16 protein-coding genes are annotated in these 23534 nt (G+C 37.2%); 11 read left to right on the top strand and 5 right to left on the bottom strand.

What is annotated here, in order from left to right; translation table 11 throughout:
* The first annotated feature begins 20 nt into the window (after positions 1-20).
* Positions 21-974 carry a glycoside hydrolase family 5 protein gene (locus B045_RS0105200; protein WP_018463217.1) on the top strand — a complete coding sequence of 318 codons (954 nt, stop codon included), beginning with the start codon at positions 21-23 and terminating at the stop codon, positions 972-974.
* 8 nt (positions 975-982) lie between these two features.
* Here B045_RS0105200 and lpxB read toward each other — a convergent pair whose 3' ends face one another.
* Together lpxB and surE are read right to left on the bottom strand one after the other, a co-directional pair.
* A complete protein-coding gene (lpxB, locus tag B045_RS0105195; protein ID WP_018463216.1) occupies positions 983-2149 on the bottom strand; it encodes a lipid-A-disaccharide synthase in 1167 nt (388 codons plus the stop codon).
* 14 nt (positions 2150-2163) lie between these two features.
* Positions 2164-2934: a 5'/3'-nucleotidase SurE gene (surE, locus tag B045_RS0105190; RefSeq protein ID WP_018463215.1), complete on the bottom strand. Its 771-nt coding sequence runs from the start codon at positions 2932-2934 to the stop codon at positions 2164-2166.
* A 102-nt stretch (positions 2935-3036) separates the two neighbouring features.
* Between surE and B045_RS0105185 the strand changes: the two genes are divergently transcribed.
* The 9 genes from B045_RS0105185 to B045_RS0105140 all read left to right on the top strand — a co-directional run bounded on the left by B045_RS0105185 (position 3037) and on the right by B045_RS0105140 (position 17475).
* Positions 3037-3801, top strand: coding sequence for a ParA family protein (locus B045_RS0105185; RefSeq protein ID WP_018463214.1), 765 nt, complete (start codon positions 3037-3039; stop codon positions 3799-3801).
* A gap of 59 nt (positions 3802-3860) precedes the next feature.
* Entirely contained in the window at positions 3861-4751 is an 891-nt protein-coding gene (locus B045_RS0105180; RefSeq protein WP_018463213.1) for a ParB/RepB/Spo0J family partition protein, read from the top strand.
* 1 nt (position 4752) lies between these two features.
* Positions 4753-5466, top strand: a complete 714-nt coding sequence (locus B045_RS0105175) for a DUF5683 domain-containing protein (RefSeq protein ID WP_018463212.1) — start codon at positions 4753-4755, stop codon at positions 5464-5466.
* A gap of 45 nt (positions 5467-5511) precedes the next feature.
* The gene (locus B045_RS0105170; protein ID WP_018463211.1) at positions 5512-6867 is read left to right on the top strand and encodes a lytic transglycosylase domain-containing protein; all 1356 of its coding nucleotides are present in this window, start codon (positions 5512-5514) and stop codon (positions 6865-6867) included.
* 15 nt (positions 6868-6882) lie between these two features.
* Entirely contained in the window at positions 6883-9165 is a 2283-nt protein-coding gene (locus tag B045_RS0105165; protein ID WP_018463210.1) for a RelA/SpoT family protein, read from the top strand.
* A gap of 102 nt (positions 9166-9267) precedes the next feature.
* Positions 9268-10215 carry a pectinesterase family protein gene (locus B045_RS0105160; RefSeq protein WP_018463209.1) on the top strand — a complete coding sequence of 316 codons (948 nt, stop codon included), beginning with the start codon at positions 9268-9270 and terminating at the stop codon, positions 10213-10215.
* Between the two features lie 320 nt (positions 10216-10535).
* Positions 10536-12614, top strand: a complete 2079-nt coding sequence (locus B045_RS0105155; protein ID WP_018463208.1) for a TlpA family protein disulfide reductase — start codon at positions 10536-10538, stop codon at positions 12612-12614.
* A gap of 366 nt (positions 12615-12980) precedes the next feature.
* Complete coding sequence (locus B045_RS0105145; protein ID WP_018463206.1) at positions 12981-15029, top strand: TlpA family protein disulfide reductase; 2049 nt, start codon at positions 12981-12983, stop codon at positions 15027-15029.
* 367 nt (positions 15030-15396) lie between these two features.
* Entirely contained in the window at positions 15397-17475 is a 2079-nt protein-coding gene (locus B045_RS0105140) for a TlpA family protein disulfide reductase (RefSeq protein ID WP_018463205.1), read from the top strand.
* A gap of 360 nt (positions 17476-17835) precedes the next feature.
* Here the strand turns inward: B045_RS0105140 and B045_RS0105135 are convergent, their stop codons facing one another.
* Positions 17836-18186, bottom strand: a complete 351-nt coding sequence (locus tag B045_RS0105135; protein ID WP_018463204.1) for a MerR family transcriptional regulator — start codon at positions 18184-18186, stop codon at positions 17836-17838.
* Between the two features lie 143 nt (positions 18187-18329).
* On the opposite strand from B045_RS0105135, the gene alaS reads away from it, so the two are divergent.
* The gene (gene alaS, locus B045_RS0105130) at positions 18330-20993 is read left to right on the top strand and encodes an alanine--tRNA ligase (protein ID WP_018463203.1); all 2664 of its coding nucleotides are present in this window, start codon (positions 18330-18332) and stop codon (positions 20991-20993) included.
* Between the two features lie 485 nt (positions 20994-21478).
* On the opposite strand, the gene B045_RS0105125 is transcribed toward alaS, so the two are convergent.
* On the bottom strand, positions 21479-22123 hold the full coding sequence (locus B045_RS0105125; RefSeq protein ID WP_018463202.1) for a SprT-like domain-containing protein: 645 nt from the start codon (positions 22121-22123) through the stop codon (positions 21479-21481).
* Positions 22114-23427, bottom strand: a complete 1314-nt coding sequence (locus B045_RS15815) for an alpha/beta fold hydrolase (RefSeq protein ID WP_154650108.1) — start codon at positions 23425-23427, stop codon at positions 22114-22116. The genes B045_RS0105125 and B045_RS15815 overlap by 10 nt, the downstream gene beginning before the upstream one ends.
* Positions 23428-23534: the final 107 nt, after the last annotated feature.

Raw genomic sequence — 23534 nt, 5'->3', positions numbered from 1 at the left:
GCAAAATCAAATACCATACTATGAAAAAATACCTTTTAACCTTATTAGCGGTATTCTGCCTTTCCCCATCCTTTGCCACTAATCCTGTAAAAGAATGGGGACAATTACAAGTAAAGGGAGCACAGTTATGTGATAATAATGGCACCCCTGTAGTATTACGAGGTGTAAGTCTTGGTTGGCACAATCTATGGCCGCGCTTCTATAACGCAGAAGCCATTAAATGGTTGAAAAACGACTGGCATGCCAATATTATCCGAGCTGCTATGGGAATACAGATAGAAGATAACTATCTGGACAATCCTGAATTTGCTATGAAATGCATGTCTCCTGTTATTGAAGCAGCAATTAAAAACGGTGTATATGTAATCATCGACTGGCATGCACACACGATGCACACAAAAGAGGCTACAACGTTTTTCACCAATATGGCAAAGAAATACGGAAAGTATCCTAACGTTATCTACGAACTATATAACGAACCCATTGGAGACAATTGGGATAGCTTAAAGGTGTATGGCAAAACCGTAATTACAGCAATCAGACAATATGATCCCGACAATATCATCCTGATGGGATGTCCACATTGGGATCAGGACATAGACCTTGCTGCAGCAAGCCCTATTGAGGGAGTTAGCAACGTTATGTACACAGTACATTTCTATGCAGCTACTCACAAAGACTATCTGCGTAACAAAATGAAAGCAGCCGTTGACAATGGATTACCTGTTTTCGTCAGCGAATGTGCTGGTATGGAAGCTTCTGGAGACGGACCTCTGAATACTGAAGAATGGCAAAAATGGATTGATCTTATGGAGAAACTAAAAGTCAGTTGGATAAACTGGTCTGTTTCCGATAAGAACGAAACCTGCTCTATGTTGCTACCAAGGGCTAAATCAGAAGGGAATTGGACTAATGATGTTATAAAGCCTTACGGTAAAAAGGTTAGAGATTATCTACGTGAATATAACAAATAAAGACTTGCTTAATCTTTATGATTAAGCAAATCTACCATAATACGGGCGGCATTATCCGGAGCGATAGTGTCGCCTAGTTTTTTATACACATCCTCATAATCATCAAGCATCTTCTGTCGCCCATCACCACAAGGAAGTATACGACCAAGTTCTTCTGATATATTTGATACAGAGAAACGATCAGCAAAGAGTTCCTTCACAATTTCCTTATCAGCGATAAGGTTTACAAGAGAAATATATTTGCACTTTATTACATGATTGAATCCGAAACGTATCAAATGCGGAACAGGAGTTTCATAACATACAACTTGCGGAACACCAAACATAGCTGTTTCTAGAGTCGCAGTACCACTTGTAACGAGAGCTGCAACAGAATGTTTCAATAATGGATAGGTCTCATTATTAACTATATTGATTTTAAAATCTCCACAATCTTTAATCTTGTCAAGCACCATGTCATAATATTCCCTATCAATTGAAGGAGCACCAGCAAGCACCAACTGATATTTATCAGCATACTTTACTGCCGACTTAATCATAGCTGGAAGATTATCCTTTATTTCCTGTTTTCTACTACCTGCAAGCAATGCAATAATAGGTTTATCTGCAACTAAAGAATTCCTGTTACAGAACTCTTCCCTACTCTCTTTATACTCATTTTTAAACCTATTTACTTCGTCAGCAGTAGGATTACCTACATAATGTATTTTGTAATTATGTTTTTGTTCAAAAAACGGTATTTCAAAAGGCAATATTGAGAATAGTTCTGTAATATCTCTTCTTATAGATTTTATTCGCCATTCCTTCCAAGCCCATATCTTAGGAGAGATATAATAATAAGCAGGTATTTTAGTATTTGCTTTAATATATTTAGCTATATCAAGATTGAAACCGGCATAGTCTACAAGTATTACAACATCAGGATTCCAAGCTACAATATCCTTCTTGCACAAAGCCATATTGCGGAATATTGTGCGCAGATGCAAAAGTACAGGAATAAATCCCATATAAGCAAGTTCCTTATAATGCTTGACGCGGAAACCTCCAACAGCAGACATCAAATCTCCACCAAAAAATCTAAACTCAGCATTGCTGTCCTGTTTTTTCAGCGACATCATCAGATGTGATGCATGAAGGTCTCCACTAGCTTCACCAACAATAATGTAATACTTCATAACAAAACTTTTATTTAAAGCCCCCAGCTATTAAGTTTATCAATAATCTCGTAATCAGTTACATCAATTTTTGTAGGAGTTATAGCAACATATCCATTGTTGACAGCCCACTGATCTCCATCCTCTGCGTCAGGCTCATCGTTACGATACTCTCCTACTACCCAATAATAATCATATCCACGTGGATGACGTTCCTTTACGATTTCGTTCACCCATTGCCCCATTGTCATTCGGCATATCTTTGTACCTTTGAAAGGAGGCATTTTCGGGAAGTTAACGTTAAGACATATTCCCTTTGGCAATCCCTCAGCAAGTACTTTGTCAACAATCTTGCAAACATCATCTTTCAAATATCCCAATTCAGCTTCTGTATCATAGTTACATGAAGAGAAAGCTATAGACGGAATATATTTCATACATCCCTCAAGAGCCACTCCCATCGTTCCTGAATAATGATTATTAACTGTAGAATTATCACCGTGATTGATACCACCTATAACAAGATCAGGAATTCTGCCACCACACAATTCAGAGATAGCAATTTTTACACAGTCTACAGGAGTTCCGTTGCAAGACCATATCTCTACATCTCCCATATTATGGCGACGTTTGAGCCTCAATGGTGTTGTTGCAGAGAAGGCACAAGAAAATCCAGAGCGTGCTGATTCAGGTGCACAAACTATCAAATCAGCTTTATCTTTGAGAAAAGAAACTAGAGTTTTGATACCATTTGCATGATATCCATCATCATTTGATATAAGTATTAATGGACGGCAATTATTCATATTTAACTTTTAAGTTTGGCACAAAAGTACTAAAAAAAGGTTTAATTCTAGTATTTCTCGCATAAAATATGTAACTTTGCGGTCAAATCAACTTTTTTCGAAATGGGAAAAATAATCGCTTTAGCTAACCAAAAGGGCGGCGTGGGCAAGACCACTACGACCATAAACCTTGCAGCATCACTTGCTACATTAGAGAAAACAGTTCTCGTAGTAGACGCAGACCCACAGGCAAATGCATCCAGTGGCTTAGGAGTGGACATTAAAGAAGTTGACTGCTCCCTATATGAATGTATCATCGACCACGCAGATGTGCGCGACGCCATCTATACCACAGACATCAATGGTTTGGATATAATACCAAGCCATATAGATTTGGTAGGTGCTGAAATTGAGATGCTGAATTTAGAAAACCGAGAAAAGGTTTTGAAAAACCTACTTGACCCGATTAGTAATGAATATGACTACATCCTTATTGACTGTAGCCCTTCATTAGGTCTGATTACTGTAAACGCACTCACTGCAGCTAATTCTGTTGTTATTCCTGTTCAGTGTGAATATTTTGCACTTGAAGGTATCAGCAAACTTCTTAATACGATAAAGATTATTAAGAGCAAACTGAATCAGGACTTAGAGATTGAAGGATTTGTGCTCACTATGTATGACAGTCGTCTACGCCTTGCAAACCAGATATATGATGAGGTGAAACGCCACTTCCAGGAATTAGTATTTAAAACTGTTATTCAGCGTAACGTGAAACTCAGTGAAAGCCCTAGTCACGGACTTCCTGTAATTCTATACGATGCAGAATCTACAGGAGCTAAGAATCATCTGGCACTTGCAAAAGAAATAATAAACAAGAACTCATAAATTCTTTAATGATGATTGAATGAATATCGTCATCAATTAATAATACATCATAAGAAGAAATGGCTGTACATAAGAAATTCAACGCACTCGGAAGAGGACTTGACGCACTGATATCAACAGATGCTGTGCGCACTCAGGGTTCTTCTACCATCAATGAGATTGCTATAGACCAAATAGAAGCTAATCCTAATCAGCCTCGTCGTGAATTTGAAAACGAAGCATTACATGAATTGGCAGTAAGTATTAGAGAAATAGGTATTATTCAACCTATCACTCTAAGACAAATAACTGAGAACAAATTTCAGATTATTGCTGGTGAAAGAAGATGGAGAGCTTCTCAACTTGCAGGACTTAAAGCTATTCCAGCATACATTCGTACGATAAAAGACGAGAATGTTATGGAAATGGCACTCGTTGAGAATATCCAACGTGAAGACCTGAACGCTGTAGAAATTGCACTTGCATACGAGCATCTAATGGAAGGTAGCGGAATGACACAGGAAAAAGTTTCTGAACGTGTAGGAAAAAGCCGTACAGCAATAACCAACTATCTTAGATTATTAAAACTTCCTGCAGAAGTACAGATGGCTTTGCAGAAGAAGGAAATTGATATGGGACATGCACGAGCATTGCTTGCTATCGATAGTCCGTCATTACAAATAAAACTTTTCAAGGAAATACAGAAAAACGGATACTCGGTAAGAAAAGTTGAAGAACTTGTTCAGGCTTTAAAGAGTGGAGAAGATATTGAAAGCAGCAAGAAGAAAATCATTGCACGCAGTCAATTGCCAGAAGAGTTCAATGAACTGAAAACACGCCTTGCATCGTTTCTCAATACAAAAGTTCAAATGACTTGTTCGCCAAAAGGAAAAGGAAAAATTAGCATTCCTTTCGCTAATGAAGAAGAACTAGAACGGATCATGAACGTTTTCGACAAACTGAAAGATTAATATGTCTGTGAAGATAACTTCATTTATAATCATATCTGCTGCGATATTCGCCATGCCGTTCTCTGCTAAAGCACAGAATGTGAAAAATCGTATCGTTATTTCCGATACTACGAATATCAAAGCTACAGATGCACTTACTCACAAAGATAGTCTTACGCTAGTGGCTAACGACACAAAAAAGGTCAAAAAGCCAAAGCGTGACTGGGCTACATGGCGTCCTGAACCAAAGAGGGCATTATGGTTAGCTCTTGTATTGCCTGGAGCTGGACAGATTTACAACCGCAAATTTTGGAAACTACCTATCATTTATGGAGGAATAGTAGGATGCGTTTACGCTATGAAATGGAACAATCAGATGTATCATGACTATTCCCAGGCATATATGGACATAATGGATAATGACCCCAATACTGCCAGCTATAATCAGTTTATGCATCTCGGCGCAAAAATAACAAACGAAAACCTCGCTACATATCAAAATCTTTTCAAAAATCGAAAAGACCGCTTCCGTCGTTGGAGAGACATGAGCTTCTTTGTACTAGTAGGCGTCTATGCGCTTTCTGTAATTGACGCTTATGTTGACGCATCATTATCAGAATTTGATATATCAAACGATCTCAGTCTCAGCGTTGAGCCTGCTATCATAAATACAGACAACAACCGAAATCCTCTCACTTCAGGTGGTATAGGCGTGCACTGCAGCCTAAACTTCTAGAGTAAGTTGAGAAGAGAAAACATTATATATGACAAAAATTAAGTAATGAAGAAAATCTATTTATTCACCATCACCCTACTCTTTGCCGGAAACTGTGCAATACAGGCGCAAGTTGAAAAGGATGATAATAAAAAAGAAACGGAGATTACCGTTAAAGATGCACAAGGAAAGCAAGTAACCATAGACCTTCCAGAGGCCATGACACAAGAACTTGACAGTTTGATGCATCTATACAACACAAAAAATTATCTCAAACCTGATACAAACTGTAACATGCCGGATGTTAATCCTGTATATGATAAAGCCATTTACATGAAACGACTTAGCATGTTACCTACTGTAATAGAAATGCCATACAATGATGTTGTGCAAACATTCATTGATAGATACAGCGGTCATCTGCGCAATTCAGTAAGTTATATGTTGGGAGCTCAGAATTTCTACATGCCAATCTTTGAAGAGGCACTAGATACCTACGGTCTTCCACTCGAACTTAAATATCTTCCTGTAATAGAATCTGCACTTAATCCATGTGCTGTTTCTAGAGTTGGAGCAACAGGTCTGTGGCAGTTCATGATAAAGACTGCAAAGAAATACGGACTAACAGTAAACTCTCTTGTTGACGAGCGTCGCGACCCTATAAAATCTTCTTATGCAGCAGCACACTATCTCAGCGACTTATATAAATTATATGGCGATTGGAATCTTGTAATTGCAGCATATAATTGCGGTACAGATAAGATTAGCAAAGCTATGCATCGCTCAAAACAGACTGACTATTGGCAGATTTATCCTTATCTTCCTGACGAGACTAAGGGATATGTTCCTGCTTTCATCGCAGCAAACTATATTATGAACTACTATTGTGATCATAATATATGTCCAATGACTTCAGAACTTCCAGAGAAGACTGATACGATATTAGTAAATAAGGATATAAACTTTGAACAGATTTCACATGTTCTAGGTATAGATATAGAGCAGATTAGGACTTTGAACCCACAATATCGTCATGACTTGGTTAACGGAAGCTGGCGTCCATCTTCATTGAGATTACCAACATTGATGATTACAAAATTCATTGACAATGAAGATTCTATTTGCGCATACAAGCCTGCAGAAATGGCTAGCAAGCGTACAGAGGTAGAGGTTAACAATGAAGAGCCAGTAGTTACAAAGAGCCGTTCATACAGTCGACACAAAAGCTATTCCAGTTCAAGCAAATATACCAGAAAGAAGAAAAACAAGCGCAAACATACAAGCAAAAGCGTTACCATTGGTGACGGTGATACGCTTTCTGAAATCGCAGAAAAACATAATACAACAGTTTCTAAGTTGAAGAAACTAAATGGTATTGATGGAAGCAATATACGTGCTGGAAAGAAAATTAAAGTTAAGTAAATAAACTATACGAATATGGATGAGCATGATATGAAAGAGGCTGCACGTGAAGCTGCCGAAGACAAAATGATAACAGATGCTTTCCAGCATTTGCTTGATACCTATCTTGCATCTCGACACAGGAAGAAGGTTGACATAATCACGAAAGCCTTTAATTTCGCCAGACAAGCTCACAAAGGTGTGAGAAGATTATCTGGCGAGCCATATATCATGCACCCTATTGCCGTTGCTCTTATTGCATGCGAAGAAATGGGACTCGGCTCAACAAGTATATGTTCAGCACTTCTGCACGATGTCGTTGAAGACACAGACTATACTGTTGAGGACATAGAAAACATATTCGGAAACAAAATAGCGCAGATTGTAGACGGTCTGACTAAAATAAGTGGTGGTATTTTCGGTGATAAGGCTTCTGCACAAGCAGAGAATTTCAAGAAACTACTGCTCACAATGAGTGATGACATTCGCGTGATTCTCATCAAAATTTGTGACCGTCTCCACAATATGAGAACTCTTGTTTCACAACCAGCCAACAAGCAATATAAGATTGCAGGTGAGACCTTATATATATATGCACCGTTGGCTAATCGTTTGGGACTTAATAAGATAAAGACAGAGCTTGAGGATCTGAGTTTTAAATACGAGCATCCTGAAGAATACAAAACAATACAAGATAAACTGGCTTCTACACGCGAACAGCGTGACATGCTTTTTGCACAGTTCACAGATCCTATACGTGAGGCTCTTGACAAGATTGGACTACAATATCAAATCAAAGCTCGTGTAAAAAGTCCTTATTCCATTTGGAATAAGATGCAGAATAAGCATGTAACATTTGAAGAAATCTATGATATTCTTGCTGTAAGAATAATCTTTGAACCTAAAGTTCGTAAGGAAGAAATCAACGAATGTTTCAACATCTACGTTGCTATAAGCCGCATTTATAAGAGTCATCCAGACAGATTACGTGACTGGTTAAATCATCCAAAGGCTAACGGATATCAAGCACTCCATGTTACCCTTATGAGTAAACAGGGCAGATGGATTGAGGTGCAAATCCGTTCTGATCACATGGACGAAGTTGCAGAACAAGGCTTTGCTGCTCATTGGAAATATAAGGACGGTGCTGAATACACTGAGGACGAAGGAGAACTAAACAATTGGTTGGGAACTATCAAGGAGATTCTTGATGATCCACAGCCTGATGCAATGGACTTCCTTGACAGTATAAAGTTAAACCTATACGCTTCTGAGATATTTGTATTTACACCTAAAGGCGAGATTAAAACGATGCCAGCGGGATGTACGGCACTTGACTTTGCATTCCAGATACACACATTCCTCGGAAGTCATTGTATCGGAGCTAAGGTCAATCATAAACTTGTGCCTTTAAGTCATAAATTAAACAGTGGCGATCAAGTAGAAATACTCACAAGTAAGTCTCAGCATGTGCAGCCTTCATGGATAAACTTTGTGTCTACAGCAAAGGCAAGAGCGAAGATACAGGCTATTTTGCGTCGTGACAACCGTGAAATTCAGAAGAACGGAGAGAGCGTACTAAATGCATGGCTCACAAATAACAGTCTAGAACTCACATCTTCTGTACTGGATAAGCTATGCGATTACCATGACGTGCAGAAACCAGAAGATTTATTCCTTGCTCTTGGCGACAAGAAGATTATATTAGGAGAAAAAGATCTTGACGAGTTGCTTGGTAAGGTTAAGAAAGAATTAACTAATTCCGGATGGCGCAAATATGTACCATTCCTACACGGCAAGAAAGACGATAAGGGCAAAGATGAAGAAGATGAAATAAACAATCTGTTTATCGTTAACAAAGACTTCAAGAAAAAGAAGCCTGTAATCATTAGCGAAGAAACAATTAATATGTTTATATTCCCATCCTGTTGCCACCCTATACCAGGTGATGATATACTTGGATATATTGACAACAAGAACCATATCGAAATTCACAAGCGTGTATGTCCTGTGGCAAGCCGACTAAAATCTAGCTACGGCAATCGTATTCTTGATGCAAAATGGGATATGCATAAACAGATGTATTTTGATGCTACAATCGAAATAAGAGGTATTGACCGTAAAGGTATGCTTCAGGATGTAGCAGAAGTAATATCTTCACGCATGAACCTTAACATTCATAAGGTTACAATCAATAGTGACGAAGGCATCTTTGACGGTAGTATAGAGGTTAAAGTACATGACAGAGACGAAGTAAGAGACATTATGGAAAACCTAAAAGGTATAGACGATTTGCAGGAAGTAATGCAGATTATGTAAAACGCAAACAACGACCTTGTACCTTAAATAATAAGAACTGATATATAATACTAAACAAACAAAACTATGAAAAAAATAATGCTACTGTTTGCTGCTATCTTTATGGCTGCAAACATCAATGCCGCAAACAAGTATGACAACCCCGATACGCTTTTCGTAGCACGTGACGGGACAGCTGAGTTTCGTAACATATCAGAAGCCATTGAAGTTTGTCGTGCATTTATGGACTACCACAAGGTTATCTTCGTTAAGAAAGGCATCTACAAAGAAAAGTTAGTCATTCCATCATGGCTCAACAATATAGAGATTTGTGGAGAAGACCGTGACAAGACCATTATCACGTATGATGATCACGCAAACATAAAGATTCCTGAGACTGGCAAACCAATGGGTACGTTTCGCACATATACGTTGAAGATTGAAGGAAACGATATCAAACTAAAGAATATTACAATTGAAAACAATTCAGCAAGACTTGGACAAGCGGTATCACTTCACACGGAAGGTGATCGACTGACATTTGTGAATTGTAACTTCTTAGGACACCAAGATACGATATTTACAGGCATAGCTGGCACTCGTCTTTACTTTGCCGACTGCTATATTGAGGGGACAACAGACTTCATCTTTGGTCCTGCCACAGCTTGGTTTGAACACTGCACAATAAAGAGTAAAGCTGATAGTTATGTAACAGCAGCATCAACACCAGCTGAACAACCATTTGGTTACATATTCGATCATTGTAAACTGATAGCGCAAGACGATGTGAATAAGGTTTATCTAGGTCGTCCTTGGCGTCCATACGCATGTACACTATTTATGAACTGCGACTTAGGGAAACACATTCGACCAGAAGGATGGGAGAACTGGAAAAATCCAGAGAATGAAAAGACTGCACGTTATTCAGAATATAACAACAATGGTGCTGGAGCTAACAATTCAGGCAGAGTGAAATGGACACACCAACTTTCAAAGAAAGAAGCAGCTAATATTACATTAGAAAATGTATTCAAGCAATGCACAAACTGGATTCCAACAAAGGATAAGTAGTTTTTGTATAATACGATAAAAACGCAAGTAATACCGAAATCAAACATCTTATATTAATGTACGCGCACGTGCGCGCACCAATGATTTTTCAAGATACTCAATAAAAGAAATCAACGATATATTTAATTTCAGTGCAAACGCACAATATTGTTATGACCGGTTAGTATAAAGACGAATACAAAAGCACTATTTAGCAAATGTTTCCCCAAAAGAAACTTTTTTGAGGTTTTTCGACAAATAATTCGCGTTTATAAGCTATATATTAGCGATTTTATATATCTTTGTAAATATAATTAGTACTAANCNAAATAATTAATCACATGAAAAGAATTTTATTATTCCTATTTGTCGTGTTTTCACTTTCAACAGTTGCAAAACAAAAGATTAAGAATCCTGAAGTAGAATATACTCCTNCATGGATTGAAATTCAAGCTATTGAACAAACAAAAGATGCAACGATACTGCATTGCACCTTACACAATTTGCCTAATTATGGGGTTCGCATTGACGACAAAACGGTATTACAAGATGCACAATCAAGCAAAAGTTTCAAATTATTACGCACTGATAGTGTAAAGACGAATGAACTGATATTGATGCCTCAGTCTGGTAGCAAATCTTGTGTTCTATATTTTGAACCGTTAAGCAAGAATGTTAAACTATTCAATATGATAGAACCTGGTACACCGCCATATGAGCAGACTTATGGCATTCAGCTGAAATCAACAACTAAGAAGCAGTCAAATAAGACATTAATTGGCAATCAAGCTAAGACTGCAGATGATTATCTAAAATTGCCATCAAAGAACTCTGATTGGACATTTGATCCATCACGCTACAAGGATTTAGATTTCTGTAAATCGCAGTCTGCAACATTGAGAGTACACGTCGCCCATTTGCCAAACGTACTGAAAAAAGACTTCGGTGTTATGAGTGCAAAATTCGAGAATCAGTTCAATAGAAAAGAAAATGTAATACCAGGCGAACTTAATAAAGATAATAGTGTAGAATTTCAGATACCTCTTAATGCCCCTCAGTTTGTATCCATTATGCCTATTATGGAATATGTATATGTGCAAGGGGGAGATACACTTGACTTATACACTACAGCAGAATGTAACTCGTATAGACGAGTGCGCTATAAATATTTCTGCAGCAATAGTGAGTCGGCAATGATCAATACATTGATTCCTGTATTGATGAAAAAATTGATGAATAAGGAATATGATTATCATTTTATCGAAGGCGCTGTCAAACAAGGCAATGAAGGTGTAAAAAATGCGCTTAAAGATTTATCTGATAAGATTATTGAACTGATTGAAAGTGATAAGATGCACCAAATAATACGTAACACACCACTTTCCATATATGGCAAGGACCTTCTTATGACATGCACCTTGTGCCAATATCTCACAACGATGGAAGATATGATGATGTACTATAATGAAAATAGATACATCAAAATGACAAAAGCAGACGGTTCAATGGAGTGGAAACAGGATAGCACATTTATTCCACTTGACAATGAATCTATTTATCGTCCACTCCTAAAATATAAGTCATTGCTCTATGATAACCCATTGGTAATAAGCGAGAGCCAACAATGGATATTTCTAAACAGAACATTGTATGGACCTCTCTTCCGTGATATACGTATGAGATTACACCCTGAGCAATATGATCTTTCAAAGGATATAAAGAAACCTTCTGAGGAGTTTAATATGGAAGGTACTTTTATGAATGACCTCTTTTTATCTCAGACTGCAGCAAGTAGATATAAAGATTTGATCAATAATTATCAATTGGAGAAATGCGATAGTACACGCTTGTTAGCTGAAGAAATGAATAGTGCACGCTTATCAACTGAAGAAATGAAAACCACTAATGATTTAATAAAGATGCACTATCCTAAAGTTGCCTATTCTGTGATGGATGGTTATAGAAATATGGTTAAAATTACTGAAGGAAACAACACAAAAGACATAACAGAAACATGGACACCAGCACAAAAAGCTTTATGGGATAAACTAACATCTCAATATCATGGAAATTTAATGCTAATAGACTTCTGGGGAATATTTTGTGGACCATGTCGTCAGGGTATGTTGAATATGCGTAAATATGTAGAGGAGCTGAAAAATGAAAAGTTTAAGTTCCTTTATATCTGCAATGAGGGTGATACTCCACGCGACAAAGGAGAGAAATGGATGTCAGAGTCTAAGATCAATGGTGAACACATATATGTTACACCATCAGAATGGGAACTGCTACGAGCAATGTTCAACTTCACAGGCATACCACGCGCTGCTCTTATTGGTAGGGATGGGAAAATAATTCAGTATACATTTGATGCTTATTTTAATGCCGATAAGTTAAAAAATCTATTGAATAAGTTCTAATTTACAAGTCATTAGATGCAAAATCAATCATAGCTTGAAGATACTTGCAGAAATCAACCTTTACTCTCTTTGAAACTTTAGATTCATAGAAACTGAACTTTCATAAAGAGTAGAGGCTATGATTAGCCATTATTTTTTGACTAGCTCAATAATATAAATCAGCCTATATTATATTTTAGCAGAAATGCACAATATCTTCATGATCGTTTGATTTAAAAGCAAATACAGAAGCACTATTTATCAAATTATCTCCAGAAAGATCCATTTGCCGGTTTTTCGACAAATAATTCGCGTTTATAAGCTATATATTAGCAATTTTATATATCTTTGTAAATATAATTAGTACTAACCGAAATAATTAATCACATGAAAAGAATTTTATTATTCCTATTTGTCGTGTTTTCACTTTCAACAGTTGCAAAACAAAAGATTAAGAATCCTGAAGTAGAATATACTCCTGCATGGATTGAAATTCAAGCTATTGAACAAACAAAAGATGCAACAATACTGCATTGCACCTTACACAATTTGCCTAATAATTGGGTTAGCATTAGTGACAAGACGATATTACAAGATGTACAATCAAGCAAAAGTTTCAAACTATTACGCACTGATAGTGTAAAGACGAATGAACAGATATGGATGCCTCAGTCTGGTAGCAAGGCTTGTGTTCTATATTTTGAACCGTTAAGCAAGAGTGTTAAACTATTCAATATGATAGAACCTGGTACACCGCCAAATCAGCAAACCTATGGCATTCAGCTGAAATCAACAAATAATAAGCAAACAAAGAGCACGTTGATTGGTAATAGAGCTAAGACGGCAGATGATTATCTTAAATTGCCATCAAAGAACTCTGATTGGACATTTGATCCATCACGCTATAAGGATTTAGATTTCTGTAAATCGCAGTCTGCAACATTGAGAATACACATCGCCCATTTACCAAACGTACTGAGAAAAGACTTCAGTGTTATGAGTGCAAAATTCCAGAATCCATTCAATAGAAAAGAAGATATAATACTAGGCGAACTTAATAAAGATAATTGTGTGCGAATTCAGATACCTCTTAATGCCCCTCAGTTTGTATTCGTTATGCCTATTATGGAAAATGTATATGTGCAAGGAGGAGATACACTTGACTTATATATTACAGCAGAACGCAGCTCATATGGAGAGGTACGCTATAAATCTATCAGTGGCAATAGTGAATCGGCCATGATTAATACTTTGATTCCTGTATTGATGAAACAATTGATGGATAAGGAATATGATTATCAATTCATCGATGGTACTATCAAACAAGGGAATGAAAGCGTGAAAAAGGCGCTTAAAGATTTAGCTGATAAGACTATTGAATTGATTGAAAGTGATAAGATGCAGCAAATAATACGTAACACACCACTTTCTATATATGGCAAGGACCTTCTTATGACATGCACCTTGTGCCAATATCTCACTACGATGGAAGATTTGATGATGTACTATGATGATCATAGATACATCGTGAAGACAAAAGCAGACGGTTCAATAGAGCAGAAACTGGATAGCACATTTATTCCACTCGACTATGAATCTATTTATCGTCCACTCTTAAAATATAAGTCGTTACTCTATGACAATCCATTAATAGTCAGTGAGAGCCAACAATGGGTATTTCTAAACAGAACATTGCATGGGCCTCTCTTCGTTGAAATAGGGATGAGATTCCACCCTGAGCAATATTATCTTTCAAAGGATACAAAGAAACCTTCTGAGGAGTTTAATATGGAAGGTACTTTTATGAATGACGTCTATATATCTCAGAAAGCAGCAAGTAGATATCACTATTTGCTCAATGATTATAAATTGGGTAGATGCGATAGTACACGCTTATTATCTGAAGAAATGAATACCACTAATGATTTAATGAAGATTCACTATCCTAAAGTTGCCTATTCTGTGATGGATGGTTATAGAAATGTAGTTAAAACTACTGAAGGAAACAACACAAAAGACATAACAGAAACATGGACACCTGCACAAAAAGCTTTATGGGATAAACTAACATCTCAATATCATGGAAATTTAATGCTAATAGACTTCTGGGGAATGTTATGCGGACCATGCCGTCAGGGTATGTTGAATATGCGTAAATATGTAGAGGAGCTGAAAAATGAAAAAATCAAGTTCCTATATGTATGCGACCAAACATATTCTCCACGCGACAAAGCAGAGAAATGGATGTCTGAGTCTAAGATCAATGGTGAACACATATATGTAACACAATCAGAATGGACACTGCTACAAGCTATGTTTAACTTCACAGCCATACCACGCACTGCTCTTATTGGTAGGGATGGGAAAATAATACAGTATACATTTGATGATTATTTAAATATCGGTAATTTGAAAGAAATATTGAATAAGTTTTAATTTACAAGTCATTAGATGCAAAATCAATCATAGCTTGAAGATACTTGCAGAAATCAGCCTTTACTCTCTTTGAAACTTTAGATTCATAGAAACTGAACTTTCATAAAGAGTAGAGGCTATGATTAGCCATTATTTTTTAACTAGCTCAATAATATAAATCAGCCTATATTATATTTTTGCAGAAATGCACAATATCTTCATGATCGTTTGATTTAAAGGCGAATACAAAAGCACTATTTAGCAAATGTTTCCCCAAAAGAAACTTTTTTGAGGTTTTTCGACAAATAATTCGCGTTTATAAGCTATATATTAGCGATTTTATATATCTTTGTAAATATAATTAGTACTAAACCAAATAATTAATCACATGAAAAGAATTTTATTATTCCTATTTGTCGTGTTTTCACTTTCAACAGTTGCAAAACAAAAGATTAAGAATCCTGAAGTAGAATATACTCCTGCATGGATTGAAATTCAAGCTATTGAACAAACAAAAGATGCAACAATACTGCATTGCACCTTACACAATTTGCCTAATTATGGAGTTCGCATTAACGCCAAAACCGTATTGCAAGATGCACAATCAAATAAAAGTTTCAAACTATTACGCATTGATAGTGTAAAGACGAATGAACTGATATTGATGCCTCAGTCTGGTAGCAAATCTTGTGTTCTATATTTTGAACCGTTAAGCAAGAGTGTTAAACTATTCAATATGATAGAACCTGGCACACCGCCATATGAGCAGACTTATGGCATTCAGCTGAAATCAACAACTAAGAAGCAGTCAAATAAGACATTAATTGGCAATCAAGCTAAAACTGCAGATGATTATCTTAAATTGCCATCAAAGAACTCTGATTGGACATTTGATCCATCACGCTACAAGGATTTAGATTTCTGTAAATCGCAGTCTGCAACATTGAGAATACACATCGCCCATTTGCCAAACGTACTGAGAAAAGACTTCGGTGTTATGAGTGCAAAATTCCAGAATGAATTCAATACAAAAGAAAATGTAATACCAGGAGAACTTAATAAAGATAATAGTGTAGAATTTCAGATACCTCTTAATGCTCCTCAGTTTGTATTAATTATGCCTATTATGGAATATGTATATGTGCAAGGGGGAGATACACTTGACTTATACACTACAGCAGAACGTAGCTCGAATCAACAGGTGCGCTATAAATCTTTCTGCAGCAATAGTGAGTCGGCAATGATTAATACATTGATTCCTGTATTGATGAAAAAATTGATTAATAAGGAATATGATTATCATTTTATCGAAGGCGCTGTCAAACAAGGAAAAGGAGGTGTGGAAAAAGCACTTAAAGATTTATCTGATAAGACTATTGAACTGATTGAAAGTGATAAGATGCACCAAATAATACGTGACACACCACTTTCCATATATGGCAAGGACCTTCTTATGACATCCACCTTGTGCCAATATCTCACAACGATGGAAAATATGATGATGAACTATGATGGAAATAGATACATCGTGAAGACAAAAGCAGACGGTTCAACGGAGGGGAAACAGGATAGCACATTTATTCCACTCGACTATGAATCTATTTATCGTCCACTCTTAAAATATAAGTCGTTACTCTATGATAACCCATTGGTAATCAGCGAGAGTCAGCAATGGACATTTCTAAACAGAACATTGTGTGGACCTCTCTTCATTGAAATAGGTATAAGATTTCACCCTGAGCAATATAATCTTTCAAAGGATATAAAGAAACCTTCTGAGGAGTTTAATATGAAAGGTACTTTTATGAATGACCTCTTTATATCTCAGACAGCAGCAAATAGATATGAATATTGGATCAATAATTATGAATTGGAGAAATGCAATAGTACACTCTTGTTAGCTGAAGAAATAAATAGTGCACGCGTATCAACTGAAGAAATGAATACTACTAATGGTTTAATAGAGATGCACTATCCTAAAGTTGCCTATTCTGTGATGGATGGTTATAGAAATATGGTTAAAACTACTGAAGGAAACAACACAAAAGACATAACAGAAACATGGACACCAGCACAAAAAGCTTTATGGGATAAACTAACATCTCAATATCATGGAAATTTAATGCTAATAGACTTCTGGGGAATGTCTTGTGGAGGATGCCGTCAGGTTATGTTGAATTATCGTAAATATGTAGAAGAGCTGAAAAATGAAAAATTTAAGTTCCTTTTTATCTGCAATGAGGGTGATACTCCACGCGACAAAGCAGAGAAATGGATGTCTGAGTCTAAGCTCAATGGTGAACACATATATGTTACACCATCAGAATGGGCACTGCTACAAGCAATGTTCAACTTCACAGTCATACCACGCGCTGCTCTTATTGGTAGGGATGGGAAAATAATTCAGTATACATTTGATGCTTATTTTAATGCCGATAAGTTAAAAGATCTATTGAATAAGTTCTAATTTACAAGTCATTAGATATTAAATCAACCATCTCTTGAAGATGGTTTCAGAAATCAGCCTTCACTCTCTCTGAAACGTTAGCTCCTACAGAATAGCATGGAACAGAACTTTCATAAAGAGTGAAGGCTTTGATTTGCCATTACTTTTCATTTAAAGTAAGATGTGATTGACTATGATTTATTTCTATTTTGCTGAAATAGAATTTCTGAAGCACAAATATGCGATGATTCTAATTCCGCTAAAACATAATATAGAATCGTCTTCCAGGGTATAAATAGAAAAAAAGTAAATATATCTATGATTACTCTCAACCATAAAAAACAACTTTTTTGGGTTGATGAGTATCAATAAATTTCATTATTATTGCAAACCGTCAAGTTGCTGTTTTAATTCCTTCAACTGAGTTCTTACAGACAATAGCGTATCAAGCACATCAGCAGTCTTGTCTACTCCATCTCTGTTGGCACTCAACATCTTGCGTGCAGCAGCAAGTTTAAAGCCACGCACCTTCACAAGATTATAGATAACCCTAAGCTGTTCAATATCCTTCTCGGTATATTGACGAATCTTTGTACCGTTCTGAGTCTTAGGACGTAACTGCGGAAACTCACTTTCCCAATATCTCAAAGTACTCTCATTGATATCAAACATTGCTGCGACCTCTTTGATTGAGTAATACAACTTAATGTTTTTATTTGGATTCAAAGCCATATTTGCATACTTTTTTATTAAACAATGATTAATTTATTTGCAAAGTTAGCAAATTTATGCCAACTCCTCTCAACATCTCTAAACTTTTTTGTACCTTTGCGGATGATTTTTTATAAAGAATTAATTAAAATAACATATTTAAGATGATGACAGCAAACGAAGTCCGTGAGTCATATAAGAAATTCTTTGAGGCTAAGGGACATAAAATCGTAGCATCAGCCCCTATGGTCATTAAGGATGACCCAACACTGATGTTCACCAATGCCGGCATGAACCAGTGGAAAGACATTATTCTCGGAACAAAAGATCCAGGAATGGATGTGCGTCGTGTTGATTCTCAGAAATGCCTGCGTGTAAGCGGAAAACATAATGACCTAGAAGAAGTTGGCCATGATACATACCATCACACAATGTTTGAGATGCTTGGCAACTGGAGTTTCGGAGATTATTTCAAAGAAGGCGCCATTGACTATGCATGGGAATATCTCGTTGACGTTCTACATCTTAATCCAGAAGACCTTTATGTAACTGTTTTTGAAGGTTCAAAAGAAGAAGGACTAAGTCGTGATGACGAAGCTGCAAGCTATTGGGCTAAGCATGTTCCTGCTGATCACATCATCAACGGAAACAAACATGATAACTTCTGGGAAATGGGCGATACAGGTCCTTGTGGTCCTTGCTCTGAGATTCACGTGGATTCACGTACTCCAGAAGAAAGAGCAAAGATTGCAGGTCGTGACCTTGTAAACCAAGACGACCCACAAGTTATTGAAATATGGAATATCGTTTTCATGCAGTATAACAGGAAGGCTGACGGAAGTCTTGAACCATTGCCAATGCATGTTATCGATACAGGTATGGGATTTGAACGCCTTGTACGTATGCTTCAGGGTAAGCACAGTAACTATGATACTGATATATTCCAGCCAATCATCAAAGAAATACAAAACCTTAGCGGAAAGAAATACGGATTTACCACACCTACTGGTGAGAATGGAGAAGGAAAAGACGAGCAAGAGAAGATTGATATTGCAATGCGTGTCGTTGCTGACCACCTTCGTGCTGTTGCTTTCTCAATTGCTGATGGTCAGTTGCCTAGCAACGCCAAAGCTGGTTACGTGATACGCAGAATATTGCGCCGTGCAGTACGCTACTCATATACATTCCTAGACCAGAAGAGTGCATTCCTTTATAAACTCCTTGCTGTATTGGTACAGGAAATGGGACATGCTTTCCCAGAGATAGCTGCTCAACAGGAACTTATCACACGCGTTATTAAGGAAGAAGAAGATTCATTCCTTAGAACTCTTGAGAAGGGTATCAACCTTCTTAATGGTGATATGGACGAACTTAAAGCACATGGACAGAAAGAACTTGATGGTACAAGTGCTTTCCGCCTATTCGATACTTACGGTTTCCCTCTTGACCTAACTGAACTTATCTGCCGTGAAAACGGATATACAGTTGACGAGAAGGGCTTCAACGAGGAAATGGCAAAGCAGAAAGCACGCGCACGCAATGCTGCTGTCGTAGAAAGCGGAGACTGGCAAATCATCAAGGATGGTGAACAGAATTTCGTTGGATATGACTATACAGAATATGAATGTAAAATATTGCGCTACCGCAAAGTAACTCAAAAGAAAAATACATTCTATGAGCTTGTACTTGACAATACTCCTTTCTATGGTGAAATGGGTGGTCAAGTTGGTGATCAGGGTTCTTTGGTTAGCGAAAACGAAACAATTGAAATCATTGATACTAAACGCGAGAACAACCAAAGCATTCATATCGTAAAAGAACTGCCTAAGGATATCAACGCTGACTTCATGGCTTGTGTAGATATTGACAAGCGTGACGGAAGCGCTGCTAACCACACAGCAACCCACTTGCTTGACTATGCTTTAAAGCAGGTTCTTGGAGACCACGTAGAACAGAAGGGTTCTTATGTTGATGCAACTACATTGCGCTTTGACTTCTCTCATTTCCAGAAAGTCACTGACGAGGAACTGCGTAAGGTAGAAATGCTAGTAAACAGCATGATACGTCAGGACTTACAGCTTGACGAGCATCGTGAAACTCCAATAGAGGAAGCTAAAGAACTTGGTGCAATTGCATTGTTCGGCGAGAAATACGGAGACAAAGTACGTGTAGTACGTTTCGGTCCTAGCTGCGAATTCTGTGGTGGTATCCACGCACAGAGTACAGGTCGTATTGGTTTCTTCAAGATTATCAGCGAAAGCAGTGTAGCATCAGGCATACGCCGTATTGAGGCACTTACAGGCAAAGCCTGCGAAGATTCAATATATGCTATCCAAGATACTATGACATCTCTCAAATCAATGTTCAACAATGCCAAAGACCTCACAGCAACACTGAAGAAGTTTATTGACGAGCATGATGACATGAGAAAGGAAATAGAGAAGTTCCAAGCTCAGGCAGTTGAGCGCATAAAGGTTGAACTTATCAACAAAGCAAGAGAAGTTAATGGTGTGAAGGTTATTAATGCAGTATTGCCACTAGAGCCTGCAGCAGCCAAAGACCTTGTCTTCAAACTTCGTGAAGCAATTCCTGAGAATCTTGTTGCCGTTATCGGTAGCACATCAAATAATAAGCCATTGCTTACCGTAATGTTTAGTGATGATATGGTTAACGACCACGCACTTAACGCCGGTAAGATTATCCGCGAAGCAGCAAAGCTGATTCAAGGTGGTGGTGGTGGTCAGCCTCACTATGCTCAGGCTGGCGGAAAGAACCTTGACGGCATTAATGCTGCCGTAGACAAGGTTATTGAATTAGCAAATCTGTAGATCAGATTTATATAAATCTCACAAAATCAACAAAGCCCCACGTCGTGAGATGTGGGGCTTTTATTTATCTATTATCGTAACATATCTACAACTAAAGTTGAAGATATCAATCATAAGATTCATTGATTTCTAATATATCTATATTGTTTTATATATCAAAAAATCGTTTCTACGACATAAAGTTTCTGTTTCTACGATATAAAGTTTGCATTCCTACGACATAAAGTTTCCGTTTCTACGATATAAAGTTTGCGTTTCTATATAGAAATGGAAATACTATTTGACGTTTGCCCGACACTATCTTTTAACAAAAAGACAATCTAACTTGCTGAATATCAAATGATAGACATCTAGACGCTTGTTAATTTACAAAACCTATGTATAGTTTTAAACATTAATGAGTATAAACCTAATACATATAGGGGCTATTGAGCAATCGCATTTATATTGATTCAAAAGATTTTCGAAATACAAGATACACGATATTAAACTAAAACCTCTTGCATTTCAGAAGTCTTTTCTTCATATACATCCAATGTAACACGACGTCCTCTTAACGCACGCACAAGCGGATAATGAATAAAATACTTATCAGTGCTAGTATACCAAGCAAACCTTGAAATACGTTTCACATTTCTTGCCATACTATCCACCTTCTTTGCGTATTTGGGATTAACAACGGTAAGCAAACGTTCGCCTGTCTGCAACTCCAAAGCCATCACTAGAAAAGGCTTTACTATCTTTTCATCGGCAATCTTTACATTACGTATGGAAATCATTACATTGATATCCCAACCATACTTTTTATTCATTGCATCTGCCATACCTCTGAACACTACTCCATGTGGCGCAGTATCTTTCAATCCTGTATAAGTAATGCTATAATGAATCATTTCATGTAAAAGCACATTCTGAAACTGGCGTTCCGTCATATCATAATAATTACTTATACGTATGGCGAAATCATATACTTTAGTACGCCCAAATCTTGTAACATGTTTACAAGACATGCTACCAAGACGAGTTTTTGATTTTGATAATGCTAAATCGGGAAGAGGTAGTTTGCCGCCAAAATAATCTTTATTGAAAACGGCAAACCACTTCTCTATCCATTCTATGCTTACTTGCATAACTCTTTAATAAGATAATTAGAAACAATGGCATCCGCACGATAGATGTTCTGTGAGAAACCATGATCAAAACCATCAAGAATCTGCAATTCACTATTCTTCCATATCTGATGATAACGCTCTCCGTAAGTATAAGGCACAACTCTATCACCTGTTCCATGTACTATCAAAGCAGGTCCGTCATACTTTGCAGCAGTCTCATATATAGGTAAAGAGAAAGCAGTACGGATATAGTCACCGCCCAACTTCTTTCCACCAAACATATCTACAGCTTCTGGAGGATCAAGTGGATCAAAAGACTTTCCGAAAACATTTCCCTTTATTGCATCTTCACGCAATACAGCTGCTGGAGCCATCAAGACGACAGCCTTAAGCTTGTCGCTTCCCAATTCTCCTGCAAGCATACTTGCTACTACTCCACCCTGTGAATGTCCTGAAACGGCAACGCTATTAACATAAGGCAAAGCAGCTACATAGTCATAAACTTTCTTTGCGTCTTCAATTTCATTTAGAACGGTCATCTTTTGGAAATCGCCTTCACTCTCTCCATGTCCGTTAAAGTCAAATCTGATAGAAGCAATGCCATGTTTCTGCAATGAGTCAGCAATAAGTTCATTAAGCTGTCCACCCTTATTACCCATGAATCCATGAAGAATCATTACCATAGGGCAACGCTGACCAGCAACAAGTACTGGCTTCTGAATAATTGCAGCAAGCTTTCCCATTGATCCGTTTATAGTCAATTTCTCTGTTGTTCCAGGAATAACCTTCTTCACAGCAGTTAGCTCTGTAAGAGTCTTCTCAACCTTGTCTGATAATACAGAACCAAGAATCACGTTTCCATCCTTACCAATGATATACATTGAAGGAATCCAGTTAACTCCATAAGCCTTTGAGACCTCTGTATCGTGCCATTTCTTCAGTTCACTTACATTGGTATATGTCATACCATATTTTGTCATGAGCTTTGTCCATGCAGCCTTGTCGGTATCAAAAGAAACACCAACAAACTCCACGCCCTTGTTTTTGAACTCATCATTCATTCTGATTACGTTAGGCAGATCCTTTCTGCAATCAGGACACCAACTAGCCCAAAAATCAACAACTACATACTTACCTTTCAAACTGCTTAATTTGAAAGTCTTTCCTTCAGCTGTTTTCAACTTAAAGTCGGGAGCTTTTGTTCCTGGCTTCAACAATGCTGTTGCATACTTAGTGTCAGCATCAGGCATGCCAAATTGTGCTTTGACAGATGTTGCGCATAGCACCAAAAGGACAGCAATGCTTAATTTTTTAAATGTCATTTTCATATATAAATAAATTATTATAGCCTCTGTAATAATAGTTCTACAAAGATACTAATAAATTCGTTAGTATATTAAAAAAGTGCAACACCTTTAGACTTTATTAA

The organism is Segatella paludivivens DSM 17968 = JCM 13650, assembly GCF_000373185.1.
Lineage (GTDB): Bacteria > Bacteroidota > Bacteroidia > Bacteroidales > Bacteroidaceae > Prevotella > Prevotella paludivivens.
Note: the sequence above shows the minus strand (reverse complement) of the source record. Positions and strands in the feature narration are given on the sequence as shown.

Excerpts from the sequence above, each read along its gene's own strand:
- B045_RS0105140 (WP_018463205.1), top strand. The coding sequence starts at position 15,397 with ATGAAAAGAATTTTATTATTCCTATTTGTCGTGTTTTCACTTTCAACA.
- B045_RS0105180 (WP_018463213.1), top strand. The coding sequence starts at position 3,861 with ATGGCTGTACATAAGAAATTCAACGCACTCGGAAGAGGACTTGACGCA.
- B045_RS0105200 (WP_018463217.1), top strand. The coding sequence starts at position 21 with ATGAAAAAATACCTTTTAACCTTATTAGCGGTATTCTGCCTTTCCCCA.
- B045_RS0105135 (WP_018463204.1), bottom strand. The coding sequence starts at position 18,186 with ATGGCTTTGAATCCAAATAAAAACATTAAGTTGTATTACTCAATCAAA.
- B045_RS0105125 (WP_018463202.1), bottom strand. The coding sequence starts at position 22,123 with ATGCAAGTAAGCATAGAATGGATAGAGAAGTGGTTTGCCGTTTTCAAT.
- alaS (WP_018463203.1), top strand. The coding sequence starts at position 18,330 with ATGATGACAGCAAACGAAGTCCGTGAGTCATATAAGAAATTCTTTGAG.
- B045_RS0105175 (WP_018463212.1), top strand. The coding sequence starts at position 4,753 with ATGTCTGTGAAGATAACTTCATTTATAATCATATCTGCTGCGATATTC.
- B045_RS0105165 (WP_018463210.1), top strand. The coding sequence starts at position 6,883 with ATGGATGAGCATGATATGAAAGAGGCTGCACGTGAAGCTGCCGAAGAC.
- B045_RS0105160 (WP_018463209.1), top strand. The coding sequence starts at position 9,268 with ATGGCTGCAAACATCAATGCCGCAAACAAGTATGACAACCCCGATACG.
- surE (WP_018463215.1), bottom strand. The coding sequence starts at position 2,934 with ATGAATAATTGCCGTCCATTAATACTTATATCAAATGATGATGGATAT.
- lpxB (WP_018463216.1), bottom strand. The coding sequence starts at position 2,149 with ATGAAGTATTACATTATTGTTGGTGAAGCTAGTGGAGACCTTCATGCA.
- B045_RS0105185 (WP_018463214.1), top strand. The coding sequence starts at position 3,037 with ATGGGAAAAATAATCGCTTTAGCTAACCAAAAGGGCGGCGTGGGCAAG.
- B045_RS15815 (WP_154650108.1), bottom strand. The coding sequence starts at position 23,427 with ATGACATTTAAAAAATTAAGCATTGCTGTCCTTTTGGTGCTATGCGCA.
- B045_RS0105145 (WP_018463206.1), top strand. The coding sequence starts at position 12,981 with ATGAAAAGAATTTTATTATTCCTATTTGTCGTGTTTTCACTTTCAACA.
- B045_RS0105170 (WP_018463211.1), top strand. The coding sequence starts at position 5,512 with ATGAAGAAAATCTATTTATTCACCATCACCCTACTCTTTGCCGGAAAC.